Annotated in this window: 25 protein-coding genes; 1 reads left to right on the top strand and 24 read right to left on the bottom strand. The window is 61.7% G+C overall.

Annotation, left to right across the window (positions count from 1 at the left end):
* Nucleotides 1–3: 3 nt before the first annotated feature.
* From E5221_RS09950 to E5221_RS09835, 24 genes are all read right to left on the bottom strand, one after another.
* Nucleotides 4–690, bottom strand: a complete 687-nt coding sequence (locus E5221_RS09950; RefSeq protein WP_196183864.1) for a phage tail protein — start codon at nt 688–690, stop codon at nt 4–6.
* A complete protein-coding gene (locus E5221_RS09945; protein ID WP_247847273.1) occupies nt 687–1,409 on the bottom strand; it encodes a phage tail protein I in 723 nt (240 codons plus the stop codon). Before E5221_RS09945 ends, E5221_RS09950 begins: the two co-directional genes overlap by 4 nt.
* A complete protein-coding gene (locus tag E5221_RS09940) occupies nt 1,406–2,386 on the bottom strand; it encodes a baseplate J/gp47 family protein (protein WP_196183872.1) in 981 nt (326 codons plus the stop codon). The genes E5221_RS09945 and E5221_RS09940 overlap by 4 nt, the downstream gene beginning before the upstream one ends.
* A complete protein-coding gene (locus E5221_RS09935; protein WP_108480868.1) occupies nt 2,383–2,709 on the bottom strand; it encodes a GPW/gp25 family protein in 327 nt (108 codons plus the stop codon). Before E5221_RS09935 ends, E5221_RS09940 begins: the two co-directional genes overlap by 4 nt.
* Nucleotides 2,710–2,713: 4 nt before the next feature.
* Complete coding sequence (locus tag E5221_RS09930) at nt 2,714–2,923, bottom strand: hypothetical protein (protein ID WP_247847271.1); 210 nt, start codon at nt 2,921–2,923, stop codon at nt 2,714–2,716.
* Nucleotides 2,924–2,980: 57 nt separating this feature from the next.
* A complete protein-coding gene (locus E5221_RS09925; RefSeq protein ID WP_196183870.1) occupies nt 2,981–3,283 on the bottom strand; it encodes a hypothetical protein in 303 nt (100 codons plus the stop codon).
* A 7-nt stretch (nt 3,284–3,290) separates the two neighbouring features.
* Nucleotides 3,291–3,851, bottom strand: a complete 561-nt coding sequence (locus E5221_RS09920; RefSeq protein ID WP_247847270.1) for a phage baseplate assembly protein V — start codon at nt 3,849–3,851, stop codon at nt 3,291–3,293.
* Nucleotides 3,848–4,369, bottom strand: coding sequence for a hypothetical protein (locus E5221_RS09915; protein WP_196183254.1), 522 nt, complete (start codon nt 4,367–4,369; stop codon nt 3,848–3,850). Before E5221_RS09915 ends, E5221_RS09920 begins: the two co-directional genes overlap by 4 nt.
* The gene (locus E5221_RS09910; RefSeq protein WP_196183253.1) at nt 4,362–5,024 is read right to left on the bottom strand and encodes a hypothetical protein; all 663 of its coding nucleotides are present in this window, start codon (nt 5,022–5,024) and stop codon (nt 4,362–4,364) included. The genes E5221_RS09915 and E5221_RS09910 overlap by 8 nt, the downstream gene beginning before the upstream one ends.
* Nucleotides 5,021–5,335, bottom strand: a complete 315-nt coding sequence (locus E5221_RS09905; RefSeq protein WP_196183252.1) for a hypothetical protein — start codon at nt 5,333–5,335, stop codon at nt 5,021–5,023. The genes E5221_RS09910 and E5221_RS09905 overlap by 4 nt, the downstream gene beginning before the upstream one ends.
* A gap of 2 nt (nt 5,336–5,337) precedes the next feature.
* Nucleotides 5,338–6,333, bottom strand: a complete 996-nt coding sequence (locus E5221_RS09900) for a major capsid protein (RefSeq protein ID WP_196183251.1) — start codon at nt 6,331–6,333, stop codon at nt 5,338–5,340.
* Nucleotides 6,334–6,395: 62 nt separating this feature from the next.
* Nucleotides 6,396–6,743 (bottom strand): head decoration protein, encoded by a 348-nt coding sequence (locus E5221_RS09895; protein ID WP_019096806.1) that lies wholly within the window; start codon nt 6,741–6,743, stop codon nt 6,396–6,398.
* 2 nt (nt 6,744–6,745) lie between these two features.
* The gene (locus tag E5221_RS09890) at nt 6,746–7,903 is read right to left on the bottom strand and encodes a head maturation protease, ClpP-related (RefSeq protein WP_196183250.1); all 1,158 of its coding nucleotides are present in this window, start codon (nt 7,901–7,903) and stop codon (nt 6,746–6,748) included.
* A complete protein-coding gene (locus E5221_RS09885) occupies nt 7,900–9,393 on the bottom strand; it encodes a phage portal protein (protein ID WP_196183249.1) in 1,494 nt (497 codons plus the stop codon). Before E5221_RS09885 ends, E5221_RS09890 begins: the two co-directional genes overlap by 4 nt.
* Nucleotides 9,390–9,596: a hypothetical protein gene (locus E5221_RS09880; RefSeq protein ID WP_021785548.1), complete on the bottom strand. Its 207-nt coding sequence runs from the start codon at nt 9,594–9,596 to the stop codon at nt 9,390–9,392. Before E5221_RS09880 ends, E5221_RS09885 begins: the two co-directional genes overlap by 4 nt.
* Before the next feature lies 1 nt (nt 9,597).
* Entirely contained in the window at nt 9,598–11,631 is a 2,034-nt protein-coding gene (locus tag E5221_RS09875) for a phage terminase large subunit family protein (protein ID WP_247847269.1), read from the bottom strand.
* 4 nt (nt 11,632–11,635) lie between these two features.
* Nucleotides 11,636–12,217: a terminase small subunit gene (locus E5221_RS09870; protein WP_196183247.1), complete on the bottom strand. Its 582-nt coding sequence runs from the start codon at nt 12,215–12,217 to the stop codon at nt 11,636–11,638.
* Nucleotides 12,218–12,377: 160 nt separating this feature from the next.
* Nucleotides 12,378–12,725: a phage holin family protein gene (locus E5221_RS09865; protein WP_125854740.1), complete on the bottom strand. Its 348-nt coding sequence runs from the start codon at nt 12,723–12,725 to the stop codon at nt 12,378–12,380.
* Nucleotides 12,726–12,932: 207 nt separating this feature from the next.
* Complete coding sequence (locus E5221_RS09860) at nt 12,933–13,481, bottom strand: hypothetical protein (protein ID WP_247847267.1); 549 nt, start codon at nt 13,479–13,481, stop codon at nt 12,933–12,935.
* Nucleotides 13,478–13,810, bottom strand: coding sequence for a hypothetical protein (locus E5221_RS09855; protein WP_247847265.1), 333 nt, complete (start codon nt 13,808–13,810; stop codon nt 13,478–13,480). The genes E5221_RS09860 and E5221_RS09855 overlap by 4 nt, the downstream gene beginning before the upstream one ends.
* Complete coding sequence (locus E5221_RS09850; RefSeq protein WP_247847263.1) at nt 13,807–16,575, bottom strand: bifunctional DNA primase/polymerase; 2,769 nt, start codon at nt 16,573–16,575, stop codon at nt 13,807–13,809. Before E5221_RS09850 ends, E5221_RS09855 begins: the two co-directional genes overlap by 4 nt.
* On the bottom strand, nt 16,572–16,775 hold the full coding sequence (locus E5221_RS09845; protein WP_247847262.1) for a TraR/DksA C4-type zinc finger protein: 204 nt from the start codon (nt 16,773–16,775) through the stop codon (nt 16,572–16,574). The genes E5221_RS09850 and E5221_RS09845 overlap by 4 nt, the downstream gene beginning before the upstream one ends.
* Nucleotides 16,768–17,256 carry a phage regulatory CII family protein gene (locus tag E5221_RS09840; RefSeq protein WP_161751002.1) on the bottom strand — a complete coding sequence of 163 codons (489 nt, stop codon included), beginning with the start codon at nt 17,254–17,256 and terminating at the stop codon, nt 16,768–16,770. Before E5221_RS09840 ends, E5221_RS09845 begins: the two co-directional genes overlap by 8 nt.
* Nucleotides 17,257–17,471: 215 nt before the next feature.
* Nucleotides 17,472–17,696 (bottom strand): YdaS family helix-turn-helix protein, encoded by a 225-nt coding sequence (locus E5221_RS09835; RefSeq protein WP_019096612.1) that lies wholly within the window; start codon nt 17,694–17,696, stop codon nt 17,472–17,474.
* Between the two features lie 97 nt (nt 17,697–17,793).
* Between E5221_RS09835 and E5221_RS09830 the strand changes: the two genes are divergently transcribed.
* Nucleotides 17,794–18,498 carry a LexA family transcriptional regulator gene (locus E5221_RS09830; RefSeq protein ID WP_247847260.1) on the top strand — a complete coding sequence of 235 codons (705 nt, stop codon included), beginning with the start codon at nt 17,794–17,796 and terminating at the stop codon, nt 18,496–18,498.
* Nucleotides 18,499–18,619: the final 121 nt, after the last annotated feature.

Genomic DNA, 18,619 nt, shown 5'->3' with positions numbered 1-18,619 from the left:
TTGTCACGCTCCGTACAGGTGTTTTGTCAGTTGTGTTTGGGTCGAGATAATGGAGTCAGTAGCGGCAATACCCATGCTCAGCAGGCCGTCGTGGTCCGCTGCATGGGTTTGTTCGGCCTGCTCGATGCGGGTCTGCAGATGCCCCAATCGTGCAAGCATGATGCGCTGGACCTGCATTAACTCGCTGATTTGGTCTTGCTGCAGCACGTTGCGCAGCTGTTCCCCCATCAGCGCGGATGCCATCGCCGCCAGTGGCTCGGCCAAGGTCAGGTTGAGCCCGGCCGCCGTGGTGTTGATCGTGACGCTATTGGCCGGCAATGCAGCCAGCGATAGGTCGTAGGCCAGCAGCAGCTGGTCGCCAGCGGGCTTGTAGGCCAGCGCCTCAGTGGGGTGCGACCACACGGCCAGCAAGGTGCCGTCGCTCAGCAGAAAGCCGATTTCACGGACCCAAAAGGCGGCTGCACCATCCGCAACGGCGGTCAGGTGCAACAACGTGCTGGTCAGCTTCTCGCCGCCGGCAATCGGGTACTTGGCCACCTGATTGCGCAGGGTTTTCTGTTCGTTGCTGGGCGTGTAGTAGCCAGTGCCGACGACGATGTGCGTGATCTCAGCGGCAAAACCTGCATTACTTGCACTGAAAATCGCCGCCAAGCCGGCCTTGGTGATGACGGGTTGTAACGGGGTACTCATAAAACAGCCTCCATCGTGCCGCGCACGACGACGTAGCCCCGCACTGCGTTAGCAGTAACAAGGCCCGATTCAGCATTGATTGGAACGCCCTGTGCTTCGGCGGTACGCCGGTTAACACCGAGCACGTTGGCGGCGTTGGCCAGCAACAGGATTTGCGCCGAGGGATCGAGCGGAACCGCCGCCGGCTCCATCGTTCGGCGCTGCACCGTGCGCGATTGCGCGGCATTGGCGAGGACGAAACCGCCGTCGAAGCGCGCCCCCAGGCGAAACTCGTAGTGGCTGCGCTCGTTCTTTGCCGCATCGACCAAGGCACGCAACCGATCAGCCAGTAGCGGCGAGATAACCGAGCCTTCGCCGCCCCGGTTATCGTTCGCCCACGCGGTGATCTGAAAGGTGTACGGCGCGGCATTCGGAATCTGGTGCCACTCCTTGAACTCGGCGTTAACCCGCACAGCCTTGAGCACCCGCCGGATCGCGCCAACGGTACCCTTGGTCTTGTGCACTGGGATTGCCTCGCGGATCAGGTCGCGCTGCTGCTCCTCAGCATCCGCCGCCTCCCAGCCCTCGACCTTGAGTGCCCAGCCCAGCCACGGCAGGAAACTAGGCGGGCAGCGCGCCGAGTCCGCCACTCCCCGGATGACCCCCGGGTCTACCCCCAGCTCGCTGGCCGCCTCCAGCGCTCGCTCAAGGAGCGTGGCGTTATGCGGCAGCAGGCTCACTTAACCACCTTCGCGGTCAGGGTAATCGACGTAGCGCGCGGATAATGCCGCTTGTCACACACCACCCCTTCCACCGGCTTGACCAGATCCACACGGTTGATTCCCGCTACGTGTAATGCGGCATAGACCGCCGAAAGCGGCAACTGACCCGCGAGACGCCGGGCCTCGGCAATGGTGGCATCCAAGCTGGCCCGCGCTGCCGCTAGGACAACGTTAGGGTCTGGCCCGTTTTCCACCCAAAGCACTGCCTCCACCATAAAGTCAGTGGGGATCGCGGCCTGGACACGCGGGCGGTCGGTCACCGGCCGCACATCCTCCGCCGACAAAGCGGCCAGAGCCCCGGCCACCAACTGCGCCGAGGGGGTAGTGCTGTTCGGCGCCGCCAGAACAGTCAGCGATACGTCGCCAGGCAGCGGGCTGTCCAGGCCGGCAGCGTAGTCACACACCACCACGATGGCCCCGGCCGGTAACTGCGCCCTAACCGCATCACTTACCGCCACCCCGGAAAAACGGGGTGAATCGACGGAAACGTGCGCCAGGTCAGCCGACGAACTCAGGGCGTGGTATTCATACCCCCCACTGCTGCCTGCGACCGATAACGCCTCAAGCGACAACCGCGTGCGGTAACGCAGCTCATTGTCACCCTCCATGACCGCTTCCACCGGCGGCACCGCGTCAGGATCAGCTGCCCGAATGGTCAGCCGTTGCACGCCGTAGTCGGCCGCGCGGTTATCCAGGTCGGCGCGCTTGGCATAGGCCAGGAGACTAGCTTTGGCCGCATCATTGACTCGAGCACGCATCAACAACTCGCGGTAGGCCATGGTCTCGATCAGCTTGACCACCGGATCGGACTCCAGAAGCGCGGTCCATTGATCGCCCATATGATCGCGGAAGATGCCTAGCACCTCCTGATACAGCGTCTCGAACTCCAGGGTTTCCACCACATCAGGCGGGGGAAGCAAAGACAGGTCAATCATGCACTCACCTCAAGTACAACGCCGTCGCCGAGATAGGCACCAGACAGCGACAGCGTGATTTGCCCGCCGACCACTGCCACCACGCGCACACGCTCCAGTTTCAAGCGCGGCTCCCAGCGCCCCAGGGCGCGCGCCACCTCAGCCTGGACTGCACTTTTCCAGCCTTCGTTAACCGGCAGGTCGACGTAACGGCGCAGGTGGCTACCGTACTCCGGCCGCATGCGCCGGCTACCGACAGGCGTGGTCAGAATGTCCTCAATGGACTGTTTCAGGTGGGCCACGCCGGAAAGCGGCTGCCCGGTGCGACGATCCAGCCCGATCATGGCCTTACTCCGCCGGCGGCAGGCGCTCGAAGTCGGCGTGCGCTTCCAGGTAGGCCAGCGCCTCGGCGTCGACCTCGTCGACCTGCAGCTTGCCAGCGGCCACATTCAGCTGCCGCTCACCCACGATCAGTACGCGGGAAGTGAAAACGGTGTCGCGGTAGGTCACCAACGCCGGCGTGCGGGGCTCGGCGTCCGTGGGTTTCTTGGTAGCCATAGGCCCTCCAGAAATGACAAAGCCCGCAAAAGCGGGCTTTAGGGGTGGATGGTGGGGTTACAGGGTCGCCGCCCGGCCACCGTTCAGCGCGCTCTTGAGCGCGCTGGCCAGCACCTCGGGATCGACGTTGCCCGATATATTCAGCGTGACCTGCGGCGCCGCCTGTTTACGCGTGAAACCGCCGCGCGAAAGGGCCATACACATACCCTCGGCCATTTCGGCCGGCTCGATGTTGGCCATTACGCGCTCCCAGGCTTGACGCATCCGAAAGCGGTCATACACCTGGTCAATCTGCTGCTCGATCAGCTTGGCCACCGTGAAGCGGTCAGGCTTCGCCGGCAGCGTTTCAAGTTGGCTCATGACGTTATCAGTGCTCGTGATTGGCCGTGTTACCGGCCGTGTCGATGATTCGGCCGCCACCATTGATATCGCCCGTTACGAGTAACGTGCCGTTGATGGTGACGGGGCCGGTGATGGTGACCGCGCCGGACTTGGCGTCAATCGCGTTATCCGTAACGACCACCTCGCTGCCGCCAACCTTGACCTTGGCCGTGCCGCTGGGGAGCGTGATGGTGTAGCTCTTGACCTGCCAGTCGTAGACCAGCGAGCCGCCATCATCGAACCGCCACACCTCGACATGGTCGCGGTTATCCGGTGGCGCGCCGGCGTTGCCGTATAGGCCCGGCACGAATGTGCCCTGTGCCGGCTCACCGCTCGGGCTGACCAGCACGCCCTGCTCGCCCAAGCTTGGCGCACGCCAGTGGCGAGCCTTGCCGGCGGCCAAGGCATGCCAGCGCACCCAGGCGCTGGTCCAGTCGCCGCCGTCGGAGACGCGCACCCGGGCGGCCCCGAGGTCGACGCCCACCACATAGCAAGGAATAACCAGGCCGGCCAAAATGCGGTCGTGTTGCCCAGTTACATAGCTCATGCCATGTCCTCCGGCGCCTGGTAGTTATGCTCGCTGTCGGGGTCGAAGGCGAACACCAGAGAGCCCGGCGGTTGGTTCTCCCACGGCCACTCCTCGGTCCCTAGATAGATGACCTGCACCCATTCGACGACCCATACGGCATAACCATCCAGCTCAGGCCGCGTCCAGTCACGTTCCGCCCGCACAAACTCGGCAAACTCAACGGGCAAGCCCCAGGACTGCATTCGCAACAACACCGCCAACTGCGCAGCGACGAATGCCGCTACCTGCAGACAGTTCGTCTCCTCTTGGCCAACGATCACGCGGGCCTCGAAGCGCGCCTCCATCGCGACTTCACCGGTGCCTGGGTCCTTATCTGCAGCCTCGAACCCAGCCAGCTCGAGCACCACTGCCGGCGGCGGGATAACCCTGATGCTCTCCGGCATGGTCCCGACGTAGGCCAGGCCAGGGATCGCCGCCTTGATATGTTCCTCAATGGCGGTATACACCTGGCCAAGGGGGATCGGATCGTCATCCATTGCCCGCTCTCCGCAAATACCTCTGCAGCTCGAAGTTCATTTCCTGCTCCATCACTAACTGCAGGCGTTCGTGCGCTCGATTGGTCCAGGCCTCGAAGTGCGCCCGGGCGTCATTAAGCGAGATTTTCGCCTTGGCCAAGGGGAAGCGGCTGTCGTTCTCAGAGATCCAACCAGACCGGCGGCCACCACCGCCTGACACCTCGCTGTCGGGGTAGTCGCTCGCGTCGAAGTGCTTGCTGGCTGTACGGATCCAGATGTCCGGGCTGCCGCCGTAGACACGCTTGAAGAAGGCCCCCTCATAACGCCGCCCGGCCACCGACACGCCCGAGCGGGTTTGTCGTGGCCGGCCAGCCCGACTGGCTTCAATGGGGTTGATGCCGAACCACAGCCGGCCCTGCCCATTGCTGGAGACAGGGAACGCCTTGAGTCGCTGTCGCACTGCGGCAATCGCGATGCGCTCTTGACGCCCGACATCGCGAGCAATGTGCGTCCGAAGCCAGCGCAACACCTTGTTGATGGCTCGACGCTGCGCCGCAGCAACAGCTTTGGGGACCGACCGTATGAAGTCCTGAAAGCCCTTCACATCCTGCGGATCGATCCTCAGCGAGATCATTCCACTGGAGGCCGACTGCTTGTAGTAGCTACCAACACTCATAACGATTTCCTCAGAATGAGCGTCACCAGCCCATCGCCACCCGGCTCAATGCCAGTGATGAGATAATTGCCGCCGCCATCCTCCTGAGGCACATCGAAGAACACCTTGTGCTTCACCTCGATGCCAACGTTGTCCTGCACGCGGATGACCAGGTGGGGTTCACGCAACGCGGTCCTTATCTGGCCGAGCTTGGGCTGCAACCAAGGGGCTGAGAACATGCCCAGCACCTCGCGCCCCTCGATCAGCACGGTGTCGCCCAGGATCTCGAACACCGTGGCGTCAACGTCAGTTATCAGGTCCCGGAAGCCCATGGTCAGAGCTTCAAGCGGAGAATGGCGCGAGGACGGGTCACCAGGTGCAGCGGGTTCGACTGGGCTTCACCGGCCACACCCTTCTTGAACGGCATCATTTCCAACTGGCTGTAGTACGGCAGGCCTTCGGTGTTGACCGTGTCCATGTAGTCAGCCGGCGCGAAGCGAGTGATGCACAGGCCGGGTACACCTTCTGGAACCAGCCGCGCCTCATCGTCCGCGACGAAGGCGATGCCGCCAACCTTGCCCCGGTAGCGCTCCCAGGTGATACCGCCGAACTCGAAAGTTTCGCGACCGTCAGCCCGCAACGCCGCAGCGTACTGGGTGCCCTCGTAGGTTTTTGCGACGCTCTTGTGCCCGATCAGCGCTCGCCAGAAGTTCTTCCCGCAGAAAGCCCGAACGCCACTGGTGGTAGCGGCGCCCAAGGCATCTTCCTGCGCATCCAGTGCATCCACGCACTTCACCCGGACATTGGTGTCCGGGTTGGTCAGCTCCATCGGGATCTCGATGGGATCAAGATCGAAGCGGGCGTAGATATTCAGCAAAACTGTCTTGCCGTCCGCATCCAGCACGTGGCCGTTGAGCGCGCCCATGCGATGGAATTCATGCGTGGCATCCAGTTGCCGCCGAGCCTTCGCCAGGCGCTTGTTGACCACATCCTGAACCGCCTGCAGCTCAGTTTGCTCACCGAATGCGCGGATGCCCTGGATCTCGTCCGCCTTGATGGCGAAGCGCTCGGGCAGGTGAACGGTATTGAATGGCAGCAGGATCCGCTTGCTACCGTTGACCACCAGCCCTGAAGTACCCCGCTCGCCCGCTGGCACCAAGGCCAGAGTGTCGCCGTCCTTCTCGACCTGGACGGTCACCGTGGTCACGCCCTCTTCCTCGAACAGCCCCAATTCAGCCAGGCGCCCTGGCACGAATGGCTGCTCGTTGATCGCCGCAGTGAGCGCGGGAACCGAGAAAGCGTTGTCTTCAAAAATATCGATGTCAGCCATGAAGGCCCTCCAGAAATGCAAAACCCCGCACTAGGCGGGGCTGAAAAAGGGTGGGCTCGCTATTAGCGAACGATGATGAATTGCGCGGCCAGGGCTTTCTCGGCATCAAGGTCGAGGCCAGTCAGCAGCCCCTCGCTCACCTCGGCCAGGCGTACTACCGCGCGTCCGCGCCGGGCTACGTCGGATTCACCAACGGACGCAAACAAGATGCACTTGGCCGTCTCGCTACCGTCTGCAGCCTCGGGATTGTACGGAGCGAATTGGCCGGAGGCCGTGAGCTGACCGAGAAGCTGACCGGCGACCAAGGCAGCACCAGGGGCTAGCTCGATGACTTCGCGGGAGATCTTTCCTGCGCCCTCAGACAGCAGGAATTCACCGGCATGCACCGGTTCCACATAGGTTTTGCTCATGCTTAGGCTCCTTTGCCGGTGCGTTGTTGAGCGGCCTGCCGTCGCGCAGACCAAATGTTGCTGGGGTTTGGAAGCTTCGCCTGGACTGTCTCAGGCTCATCGGCAGCCGGCGGAAGGGTGTTGTCGATCTCGAAGCCCTTGCCCGAGCCGACCAACTTGTCGAACAGCCGCGCCCGAACCACGGTCGCGTCCAGGCCAGCGCCGACATATTCGACCGCCATCTCGGGCAAGCGCGCCGCTACGCAGAGGTCTCGCACGGCTTTGGCACGAGTCAACGCTGCCTGGACCGTGGCTTCGTCGGCCAGCTTGGTCGATGCGATCAGCGGTTCGACCAGGTTGCTGATGCCCGCTTTCGCACAAGCCTGGGTGATCATCAATGCCAACGCCGTCGAGTTAGTCGTGCTGGGCCCTGGGGGCTCATCAACCGGAGCGGGCTCGCTCGGGGTTTCTGACTCGGCCTGGCTGGCCTGGAGCTGATCCAACAACGCCTGAGGGGTATTCCGGTACCGCGCCAGAGTGGCCCCCTGCCCCAAGCAAGCCTGGACCTTGATGCCGTTGCCGATCTCGTCGGCCAAGCCAAGGTCCACGGCCTCTTGGGCAGTGAGCCAGGTTTCCGCATCGACCAGACGCCGCAGTTCAGCGTCATCGACATTCGGCGCCTTGGCCTTGTAAGCAGCGATCATGGCCTCGAGCGCCTGGTCGAGAACATCCGCCACGCGCCGAAGGTCCTCGGCATCGCCGCCTACCCAGGTGTAGGGGTTGTGGATCATCAGCATGGCATTCGATGCCATCACCACGCGGTGCGCACCACATACCGCCACGCTGCCAGCACTGGCCGCCAGGGCATCGACCCGGCCGGTGCAGCGTTCACCCAGCCGGCTGAGTGCATTGTGAATCGCGAGGCCTTCGAACAGATCACCCCCGTTGGTATTGAAGGCCACCACCACTTCCGAAACGCCATCGTCCACCGCCTTGAGGTCTTGAATGAACTGGTTCGCAGTGATGCCCCAGGCGCCAATCTCGCCGTAGACATAGACTTCGATCACCTTGGCCCCGGCCTCGCCCTCGGCGGCTGCAGCGATCTTGTACCAGTGCCCATCCTCGACCTGCGGCATGGGCTTGGCCTTGTTGAAGATGCGGAACGGCATCAACGGTTTCATGTTTTCCCCTTCTCGTCGGGCTCATCCGGCTCATCCTTGATGGCCGACAAGCTGCTGTAGTTGAGGCCCAGGTCCTTGGCCCGGGCGATATCTGCGGCGTTCTCTTCGTCCACGACTTCCGCGTCCGTACCAGAGCGAAGGCACATCTCCGTGCGCGAGGCGAAACCCGCCCCCACCTCGAGCATCCGCGACTGAACGTCTTGAACGGGATGGATGTAGGCCCAGCCCTGTGGTACCCACCGCGTGCGCAAGTACTCACGCCGCCGCAGGACGTAGTCCTCCAGTTCTAACGCCCCGGCCAGCACAGCCATGTCCATCCATGCGGCTCGCACAGGACGACACAACTGGTGGACGTAAACTTGGAACTGCAACTGCTCCAGCCGGCGGCGAAACTCAGTGAGCACCACACGAATCGCTCGGTCGTTCACATCGCGCATGTCGCCGGTCATCAGCTCGTAAGGCAGACCTGCGCCAGCGGCTGCAGCCATCAGTTGCTGCCGCATGAAGTCGGGGTAGTTGTTGCCGCCATCGGGCGGGTCGGAGAATTCCACCTGTTCCCCCGGCCCGAGTTCCTGCATGGTGCCGGGCTCCAATGCCACCATCGGCGTGAACGCATCTCGGTCATGGACAACCGGTGCGCCGGTCAGCATGTCCATCGGCGGATGCCCTGGCCCTTCCGGCGCGGGCTTGCGAACGAAACCGGCGAACAGGTTCGCCACTTCCTGGCGAAACAGCACCGCGTCGTCGTAGTTGTCCAGGCTGCGCAGGCGCTTCAGGATCGGCGCGAGCCGAGGCACACCGCGCAACTGGCCGGGTTCCAAGGGCTCGAAGATGTGCAACATTTGTTCGGCCGGGACCCTCACCAGAGGGTTGTAGCCGGCATTGAGCGAGGCCTTGTCGCTTGGGTGATTGCGGTAGCACCAGTACGCAACGCGTCGTCCGATGCTGTTGAACTCGATCCCGGCGCGGATGACGTTGCCGGACCGCGTCACTTCGAACTTGTCGTGCGGGACGAATTCAGGTGCAAGGCACTGCACCTGCAGTGGAACCGCCAGCCCATCCTCCAGCCGGCGCGGCCGCAAGCGGACGAAACACTCACCTGATTGCTCGACCGTCCGTGCTACCAGCGCCTGCTGGCCGTAGAAGTCGGTGCGCTCATCCGCATCCGATTCGTCCACCCAATCCTCCCACAGCACCTGCATGGCCTTGCGCAGCGCCTTGTCGAGCAAGCGCGGTTGAGGCGTGATGCCGGTACCGATCAGGTTGCTGACCCGTTTGTCGATGATGTTGGCCGCATACGGGTCGTTGCGCACCGCTGCCCGCGAGCGCGAACGCAGGCCGCGCAACGCGGGCATGATCAGGCTGTTTGGCCCCGTATCAGGGGCATCCCAGTTAGAGGACCGCCGCCCTTCGGCGGCGCCCTCATAGCTGGCCTTGATGCGCTCCGGTACCAGCAGGCCTGAGCGCGTGGAGATGTAGCGGCCGCTCACAAGCCCTTACCTCCGTGGTAGAGCCGAACCACGCGTGAGCGTCGGCCAGCTGCCTGGGCCAGCTCGGTGCGGATCAGATCGCGAGCCTTGATGAGTTCATCCACCGTCCGATACTCGACGGTGCGGTCGCTGTAGCGAACGATACGTTCGCCACGGGCAATCGCACCTTCGACAGCCGCAAGGTGTGCCTGGGTGTATGCCATGTCAGCGTCTCTTCAGATAGCCGCTGCTAGAGCTGCGGCGTTGCATTGGTTGAGGTGCCGGGCAAGGCGGCGTTGGCGTGGGCCGTGGGACCGGCCGGGCTGGAGACTGAGCCGGGGCTTGCGACTCGACTTCGGTATCGGCGTCGTCGTCTTCTTGCTCAATGGCCGGAGGCTTCGCAGGGGTCGGCTCATCAAACAGGTTCGCTTGGGCCAGGGCCTGGCGTAGCTTCTCCCAATCCTGCTCGCCGTAACGATGCAAGCCGAGGTAGTACGCCATGGCCAGGTTGTACACCTGAAGATCCAGCGCTTCGTTGCGGTCGGCCTTGCCTTTGACCCATTCGATTCGCTTGTACCCTTTCACGTAGCGGGCAATCTTGCGTTCTGCCACGCATTGCTGGAAGAACTCGTCCGGCAGGTCCTTGGCGAAGTGCACAGCACCAGGCCCCGACTCGAAGCTGTAACGGTTGTAAATCCAGTCTTTGGCCGTGTCGGTACCAACCATCCACAACTCGGCGCCGTTGCGTTCGGTCTGCCCTCGCCATGTGACATCAACCAGGGAGGGGCGCTGCGCAATGACGGGGCGCCCAGGCTTGCTTGCGCCTTTCAACGCGAAGACGTTGCGCCAACGGCGCACGCGGCAGAACTGGTAGACCTCGTGGGTGTGATGACCACCGGAGTCGATACCCGTAGCCAGGATGCCCAGGGAGACACCGCAAGGATGGCGGTATCGCACTTTCAACAGGTCATCCAGAAGCTCCCAGGTACGCTGATCTGCGGGATCACCTGGGATGACTTTGAAGTCAACGATCCAGCGCTCCATCCCAGCGCCCCAGCCAATGATCATCACCTCCAGACGGTTTGCCTGCACGTCGACGGAACAGGTCAGTACCAGCACGCCAACGGTCACGGTGCCGAGCACATAGTTCTCCTGCAACGCTCGGGCCTGCAGGACTTCGGCCTTGGTCTGCTCTACCGCGCTGTCCCATACCTTCGCCAAACGGGTGTTGTAGAACACCTGCATGGGTTCAAGGTCGCCCCGGTCTTGGGCGCGCTTGGCCTTCTCGAATTGCTTGGCCAGGTCAGCCCATGAGGTCCAACCGAGCGGCGCGTAGAGGGCGTTGAGGTGGAAACCCACAGTTTCGCCATCGCCCCGGGCGTGCGAGCGCCATTCCCCTTGGGCTAGCATCTCACCCTTGTGGTGCTCTTCGATCAGTACATCGCAATCGGGTGAAGAACACTTGTAGTGGACGGTCTGGAAATCAGCGGAGTACAGCAGACTCTCCCACTCCAACACCTGCATGTGACCGCAGGTTGGACAGGGCACGTAGTAATAACGCTGGTCGCTGGTTTCGAACAGATCGGCGATGCGTGAGGCGCCCTTGATGGTCGGCGAGCTGGAGAAGTAAAACTTGGCATTGCGTCCAAAGGTACTGCCCCGCGTCTCGGCAAGATCGACGGGGTCACCTTCTTCATCCACGTCAACGTCCCAGCGGTCAATCTCATCGCCGTAGATGTAGCGCGCAGCAAGCTCGGCCAGGTTGGAGGCCGAGCCAGCGGTGGTCGCGTACAGCGTGCCGCCCTCGAACTCTTTGGTATCCATCGTGTTGCGGGCATCACGGGATCGTGAAGCCGCCACACGCGCCTTCAATTCAGGCGTTGCGGCGATCGTCTTACCGATCCGGGCCGACACCCGCTTGGCCAGGGCCAGGCTGGGCAGCAACGTCAGGATGTTGGAGGGTGCCATGTGGATCAGCGCCCCAATCCAGTTCAGGGCGATCTGCGTTTTCATCAGCTGCGAGGCGACCATCGTAATGACGCGCTTGCAGGGGTGCGCTGGCGAGAGGCAGCGCATGGGTTCACGGGCATACGGCGTCCGTGCTGTGCGGTATTTGCCGGGTTCGGCTGCACCGGTATCACGCGGGATCCGCATGTACTCGTCAGCCCATTCATCAACCCACAATTCAGGGTCGGGCGTTAGCCCCCGGCCATACGCTTCGCGGTACGCCTTGGCACCGTCCGCGTATCCGGTGGGCATAAGGTCAGCTCTGTGTCATGGCTTGATTGAGATCGGCGCCGCTCATCTTGGCCGCGTCTTCGAAGACTTGGCGGAAGGCGCCCGTCAGGCGTTTTTCGATTTCCCAGGAATCGCTCATGCCCGCCAGCTCGGCAGCGAGCTGCGGAGCAAGACCGAACATCAGGTCTCGGAGCGTACGGCCAGCTGCGAAGGCGGCGTCTTCTACCGCCTTGCGCTCGACCAGGTTTCCCTGAACTTTGTTGAACTCCGCCTCGGCAAGCTGGGCAAGGTAGAACTCGCGATGCGCCCTTGCCTTCTGGAAGTCCAGCCCCTTGCCTGGCTGCTGGACCACTGGCTGCACCGCAGGTGTCTCGCCTCCTGGTTGAAGGTGGCTGCGCACATCCCGCTCCACCCGGTTTTCTTCATGCCGGGCCGCGACGGCTGCCTTGCTGGGATCGGCTGACTCGGCCAGTAGCGCCTCAGTGGCCACAACATCGACCCTGCCGTCGTCCGCGAGTACCAAGCGGTCCTGGCTGGCCAGTTTGGAAACGTAGGATTTCGACCATCCGCGTCGGGCGGCGAACTCCGATTTGGTCAGGTAGATCATGCTCAAAAGTCCAGTTCACCCAATGGATTCAAGGGGTTAACCAGTTCACCGCAGTTCACTAAGCTGGTGAACCTCCCGCTAACGAAGAGCCGCGGGTTTCCCGTCCCGTACCCCTGCCATATCGCCAGGGTCCCCCGCCCCGCCGGGGCTGCCGGCCGGGTCATTGCCCCGGCTCGCCGGCCTGAGGCGGCGCCTGCTCCAGCCCCAGCCGCTTGGCGGCCCAGCGCATGTAGAGGTTGATCGCGACATCGGCGCCGGCCATCGCAGCCAAGCAACCAACAGCTGCTGCCGCCCATACCGAAACGCCGAGGGCGTACAGCAGCATGTTGGTCGAAAGACCGCAGGTCACGCAGGCACCAGAGCGCAACGCCAACCGGCGAATCAGCCCCCAACCGCGAGCGCCCGCCATGTCCGCCCGCCACATCTCTCCCGAAACACCGCCGACCAGGGACAGCACGATCACCATCCAGATCGGCAGTTCGGCTAACGTTTGTTGCTCGCTGTTCATGTAAGCCTCATTGGCAAAGCACGGCGCCGGAAAAAGAAAACCCCGCCAGTTGGCAGGGTTCTCGGTGCGCCGACAATTCGGAGCGGCTTGCACAGCACAGTGCTTGTGGGGGAAGCGCCTAAGCGCACTTTTGATATCGTGGCGCCTTTTTACATGCCACCGGAAAAACCGAAAAGGGCCTATTTTCGGTTCGTCGCCATGTGGTGGCTATGTCTCATCAATGTCGCACGCAAGTCGCATATTCACCCGACGAACGGTCTGCTGGCGGACGCGGCCAGCGCGGGCGGCCAGGATGGCAAACACCTGCAGGTGAAGGGCCTTAACCCAGTTTCGGTAGGTGCGGTCGGCGTCCTCAGCCAGCCCAACCTCACGCATCTGCTCGCGCACCGTGACCCCATGCAGGTAGCGCAGTTGGGCCAGCTTGGCCAGCGTAGCCCCGCGCGGATCACGCCGCTCCAGCTGGACCACTGCCGCGTCAACCTCTGCTGCCGCGTGATCAAGGCCTGCACCGCCGACCAAAATTCGCGAACCGGATGAGCCTCCGCGCGGTGCAGCCCCCTTCCATTCCATAATGCTGCCCATTTGACTGCCCAAGCTGGCATCCAGCCCAAGCTGTCCACGCCGCTCTCCCCAATGCTTCATCAGCTCGGCAACCAGACGCAGGCGTTCGGACTGGTCGATAAGTGCCGCCATATCGATGCGGTGCAGCGCGTGATCCACCTGCCCCTGTAGGCGCAATCCTTGGTCCTTCGTCATCGCCAGCCCTCCCCGGCCAGTACCCAACACGCATTTGGCAAACCCAACACAAACCCAACACACTCAGAACTCAATGAATTCAATGGATTGGAAGTAACTGTGTTGAGTGTGTTGGGTGTGTTGGGTTTTTCAGGGTTCGCATAGAGATTTCTTCCCCCTTCGATTTCAGCGATTAAAAAAAATCGCGCGCGCGCGCGTGCGCCCAAACCCAACACACCCAACACACATCCCCCCAACGCCACAGATTCCGGGGCCTGAATGTGTGTTGGCTTACCGAAACCAACCCAACACAAACCCAACACACCCAACACACTTAATGGCAGAGTCATGCCGCAAGCCTCTTGATGTGGTCCCAACTGTCCACGCTCCAGCCCGCCAGCTTTGCTCGGGCACGCCACTCGACAACGGTCTTGCCCAGCTCGGCCGACTTCATGGATGGGGGCAGGGAAGGATCACCCTCGCTGGGCACAAAGAACGCCGCAAATCGGCGAGAACTGCCATCAGTCCAGGGGATAGGGCGTGTCTTCTCCACCTTCGCGCTTAACATCAGCGAGAACTTCGTGTGGCTCATGGAGTTCTCTTTGTTGTGGGAGCACCACTCAAGGAACATGGCGTACACATCGGAAGTCAGGCAGCAGCCCCATAGACCGTGCCCCAACTCGCCGTTTCGCCAGAGGTAGAAGAAGGTCTGCCAAGCCGTGCGACTCAGCTCAACAAGCCTCTGGCGGGCTTCAGTTTTTGGCGGACGCGTGCGCTGGTTGAAACCCCCAAGGTCGACATCGAGCAGCCACCCGTACAAGGCCGCCACCCCACCGTTGGCCAACTCTCGGGCGATAGCCTTTTGCCTTTCGGCGGGCAGAGTCTCCATTGGCCACATCACTAGCATCCGGCGGTCGTCTTCACTGATCGGCCACGGCATGATCTCGTTGCTCAAGAACGCCGAGTTCATGTGGTTGGATTCTTCCCAGCCGTTGATGAACTTGGATTCCATGCGCACCGTCTTGCCGGTGATCATGTGCTTGATCTTGCCTACCTGGTTGTAGCGCTGGTCACGGCTCACCACCTCTTCAAACACGGCCCAAAGCTTGCCGCTTTGCCAGGCATTGAAATTGCCCTCCAGCTGTGCCTGGCCAACCGTGGCACCGTAACGACCGTACAGCTCGCCCATGATGTCCGCGAACAGCAGGCTTTTGCCCGAGCCCTCCATGGTTGAGTGGAACAGAATCGCGGTGTCCATCTTTGCGCCCATGTGCTGCAGCGGGTAGGCCAGCCACTTGACCAGCCAATCCAACGCTTCGGCGTCATTGTTGCAAAGGAACGAGATCAGCCACCGCAGGTTCTCGCACGCAGCATCGTCACGGACCGGCTCAAGCGGCAAGCCCTCAAAAGTGTTGATGTAGATCGCCGGGTCCTTGGTCATCGTTGGGTCGAACACGATGTGATCGACGTCCACCACCCGCCGTTCCGGGCTGTTCAGCCAGAGCTGATAGGCATCCCCCAAGGCCATCTTGACGCTGCCCTCGGGCAACCGACGCTTCTTCTCGCGATCCCAGGCCTCTTTTGTCCCATCGATGTAGATGTACCGGTCGAGCGGTTCAAGCTTCAGCGCTCCACCCTTCTTGCTGGACATCTTCCGGGCCTGCTCAAGCTCTTGCACCTGCTCGGAGGCGATGAGCTTCTTGTCGGTCCGCTCCATCCACGCTTTCGAGAGTGGCTTGCCGACCAAGGCCTCGAAGCCTGTCCGCTTCATCGACCGTCCCTTGTCCAAGTCCCATACGTTCGTGGAACCTTCGACCAGGGCAAATCGGCGCATCGCAGCATCAATGTCCAGGGCATCTCCCCCCGGCCCCCCGGTGGCCGAGGAGTCGGCCGGGCTGATGGCCTCGACGTCTGATGGGGTGCGGGGAAGATGCTCGACATTGCTATCGACGACCGGAGGCAGCTCGGCCGGCTCCACCACCGATGGGGCACGGGGAAGTTCGCCCAATGGCGGCGGTGCCGGCGGACGGGACTTCGCGTCAATACCCAGGATCCGAGCTGCCGCCCTAGTCGCAGCCTTCTGGTCGCCGTCGTGCTCTAGGATGCAGAACACATCGAACGCATCATTCTTGTGTCCGTTCGCCAGCGGGTCCGAGGTGTGATGCGAGTAGAGTTTGCCCTCCGTGATTGTCACACCGGGTAGGCCTGAGCTGCTGTGCGGGCTCAACCACTTCCCATCGACGCGCTTGTAACCGTGCGCCTCAATCATCGTTGCGATGTCATGGATACGATTGAATTCAGGGATGACCTCGGGGAGCCGGTCACCAGATCGTGCTGTAGCTGTTGATGGTTTGGCCATGGGACGAGCTGCAGACGCAGGCGCTGCCGCCTTCGGTTTCCACGGGCAAACGGCCTCCGCCTTGGGTTTGAACTCATCCCAGTCCTGCCAGATGGCCAACAAGTCGGCAGGCAGCTCTGGCAAGCCTTCAGCTGTCGGAGGTGTACGCCATGTGTAAGGCTTGTGAGTGCCCGGGTGAATGGATGGTGGCAATACGTCCTGCACCAGGCCACCCCGCAACTCGAAGACCGTCACTTTCTTGAAAGGCTCAGCCGCCATGCGGAAGGCGGCCTCGCGGCCTGCATCCCCCGCGTCCATGGCAGTCTTCACTTGCACCATGAGCCCTTTGTAGATGGTGCCATCCGGGTCGTTTTTGTTTGGCCAAACCAAGGCGTGGCGGCTCAGTTCCACCCCCTCAGGGACGCGGAACATCACGCGGAATCGTTCAGGGTTGCCCACGGAGGTGGGGTACGCGTCAGCGAGTGTGTCGACATCGAGCCCAAGCGTCTGCTGCAGCACCTGCCGGGTCAGCTCGACATCATCAACATCGAGCGAGCAGACACGACTCGGCCCAAGCACAACACCGAGGTTGTGGTTCGGGCTCGCAGTCCAGAACGCTTCAGCTTTCGAGGCATCCGTGAAATAGCCACCAGGCTTGTTCCATCCGGCCCCCTTCGGCCCCTTTTCACCCGGTTCGATAGGAACCAGAGCCAGGCCGAAGGTTTCAATGTAACGCCGCGCCCAATCAGCTGTGGTAGGAGTTGGGCGTTCGCTCATCTCCGGCGCTCCCGCAACTCTTGGCAATCGATGCAGGTTTCGCAACCGGAGACTGACAATTGACGGGCCAGCGGGATGGGCTCATCGCAGTCTTCGCAGATTTGCGCGCTTGGCTTGACCGGGAGCCGCACGAGACGCTGCAGCGACAACTGGAGGAAATACTCAGCTCGGTCATTGGCAAAATCGACGGCATCAGCCATGGCTTGCGTCCTCCATGGCTTCGCGCGCGCCCGCCATGATGGCGAGAACTTGCCGGATAACTTCCATGCCACGCTGCTCCAGATTCAACACCTCCGACAAGGTCCAAACGTTGTCCGAGGCACCATCATGCAGGCTACCCACGAACTGACCTGACTCGGCCAGAAGCTTCGCAACAGCCTGCAAGGCATCGTTGGTAGCAGGTACAGGCTTGGGGCGATACCAGACCGCACCGGCAGGACGAACCAGCGCATCGAGCAGCCGAGGGTCAGCGGTCCACTGCACGATCTCTTCCAATTCGTCGGGGGTTGGCCAGCGGCGGTCATCGGCATGGTGCAACTTCTTCTGCAGGGCATCCACCTCGAGCCCCATGTCGAAGGCCAGCCTGGTGATACCTCCGTGATAATCACGACCCGCGCGATAGAGCGCTTGTCGCAAAGTGAGAACCGGACCTGCGCCCGGCAAAAGATCAATCCTGCTCATAACCGTAAATCCTCGGTTTACGGCCTAGTCATAGGATCATGTAAGACCTATCCTACGACCACGACCTGTGTGCTGTGCCTTGCGTGCTGTGCGGGCATGGCATGTGGTAATAGTCGTCCGGCTGAACTTGTGAGAGAGGCCACCGGCCGACGAGAGTGATGGTGCTACGCACTGTCATAGCTGGGCTGGGAGGTGAGAGTCCTGGCTCAGCGTTCTTACCCCTTTCCTTGCCTTAAGTATCCCCAGTCAATGTCCGGTCGCAGCGACTCACAAGTAACCTCCCCTCCCGTTTCTCGATCCAAATTGACAGCCAACCCCGCACCTGCGCGACGGTTTCCATAAGCCACTTGCTTCAGTTGGCCGACCGATGTTCCGCAGTGCCGTGCGAGGGCGTCGACCCCTTCCTTGTCTATCGTTTTCAAATATTCGCTAAGCGTCATAGACACCTCCAATGCTCGGCAGATTAGCAATTGCTAATTATGAAGGCAATAGCAACTCGTAATTTACTGTTTGCTAACGGAAAGCAATCATCTGCAGATGGACATTAACGAAAGGCGCATCGCCTCCCTCCGTACGATCATGGGGAACCTGAGCCAGAAGGAATTCGCCGAGGCTCACGACCTAGACGCGTCGTACCTGTCGCAACTGCTCAACGGCCACCGCAAGCTGGGGGAAAAGGCTGCGCTTAATCTCGAGCTCAAGATTGGGCTTGTAGCAGGGACGCTGACATCTCCTCCAATGGAGGTACCCTCCATCGCAGCCCCAACCAACGTGGTTCGCCTGCCCACCAGGGCAGCAAAGGACAAGAACTACGTTCTGATTCCGCATCTCGATGTCGCGGCTTCTATGGGGCATGGCAAGGCAGCCCCGGAAATGCACATTGAAGTCATCCGCGACATGACGGTTCACCTAGACTGGCTCAGGATGCAGGGCCTTAGTTTTTCCAACATCGATAACCTGGCGATCATCACTGGCGATGGCGACAGCATGTCTGGCACATTCGCTGACGGCGATGCCCTGCTTGTGGATCGCGGGATCACCGAGGTGAAGACAGACGCAATTTATGTCTTCACCCTCGACGGCGATCTCTACATCAAACGCCTGCAGCGTCTGACTGGAGGCCAGCTCCGAATGATCTCCGATAACCCTGTCTACCCGCCGATTACCATCGACGAGTCGATGATCGAGCGGATGCATATCCAGGCCCGTGTCCTACTGGCCTGGAACGCGAAAAAGCTCTAACGCCTTCTCGGGTTGTGTCACACCGGCCATCCGCCGGGGAGCAACCACGCCCGGACAATTTAGCATCTGCTATTGAACAATTATTTAGCTTTTGCTAATTTCAGCTTCGTGCCCCTCTCTC

The sequence above is a fragment of the Pseudomonas sp. A2 genome, assembly GCF_023100865.1.
Classification (GTDB): Bacteria; Pseudomonadota; Gammaproteobacteria; order Pseudomonadales; family Pseudomonadaceae; genus Aquipseudomonas; species Aquipseudomonas asiatica.
This window is presented reverse-complemented; position numbering and strand designations above follow the sequence as displayed.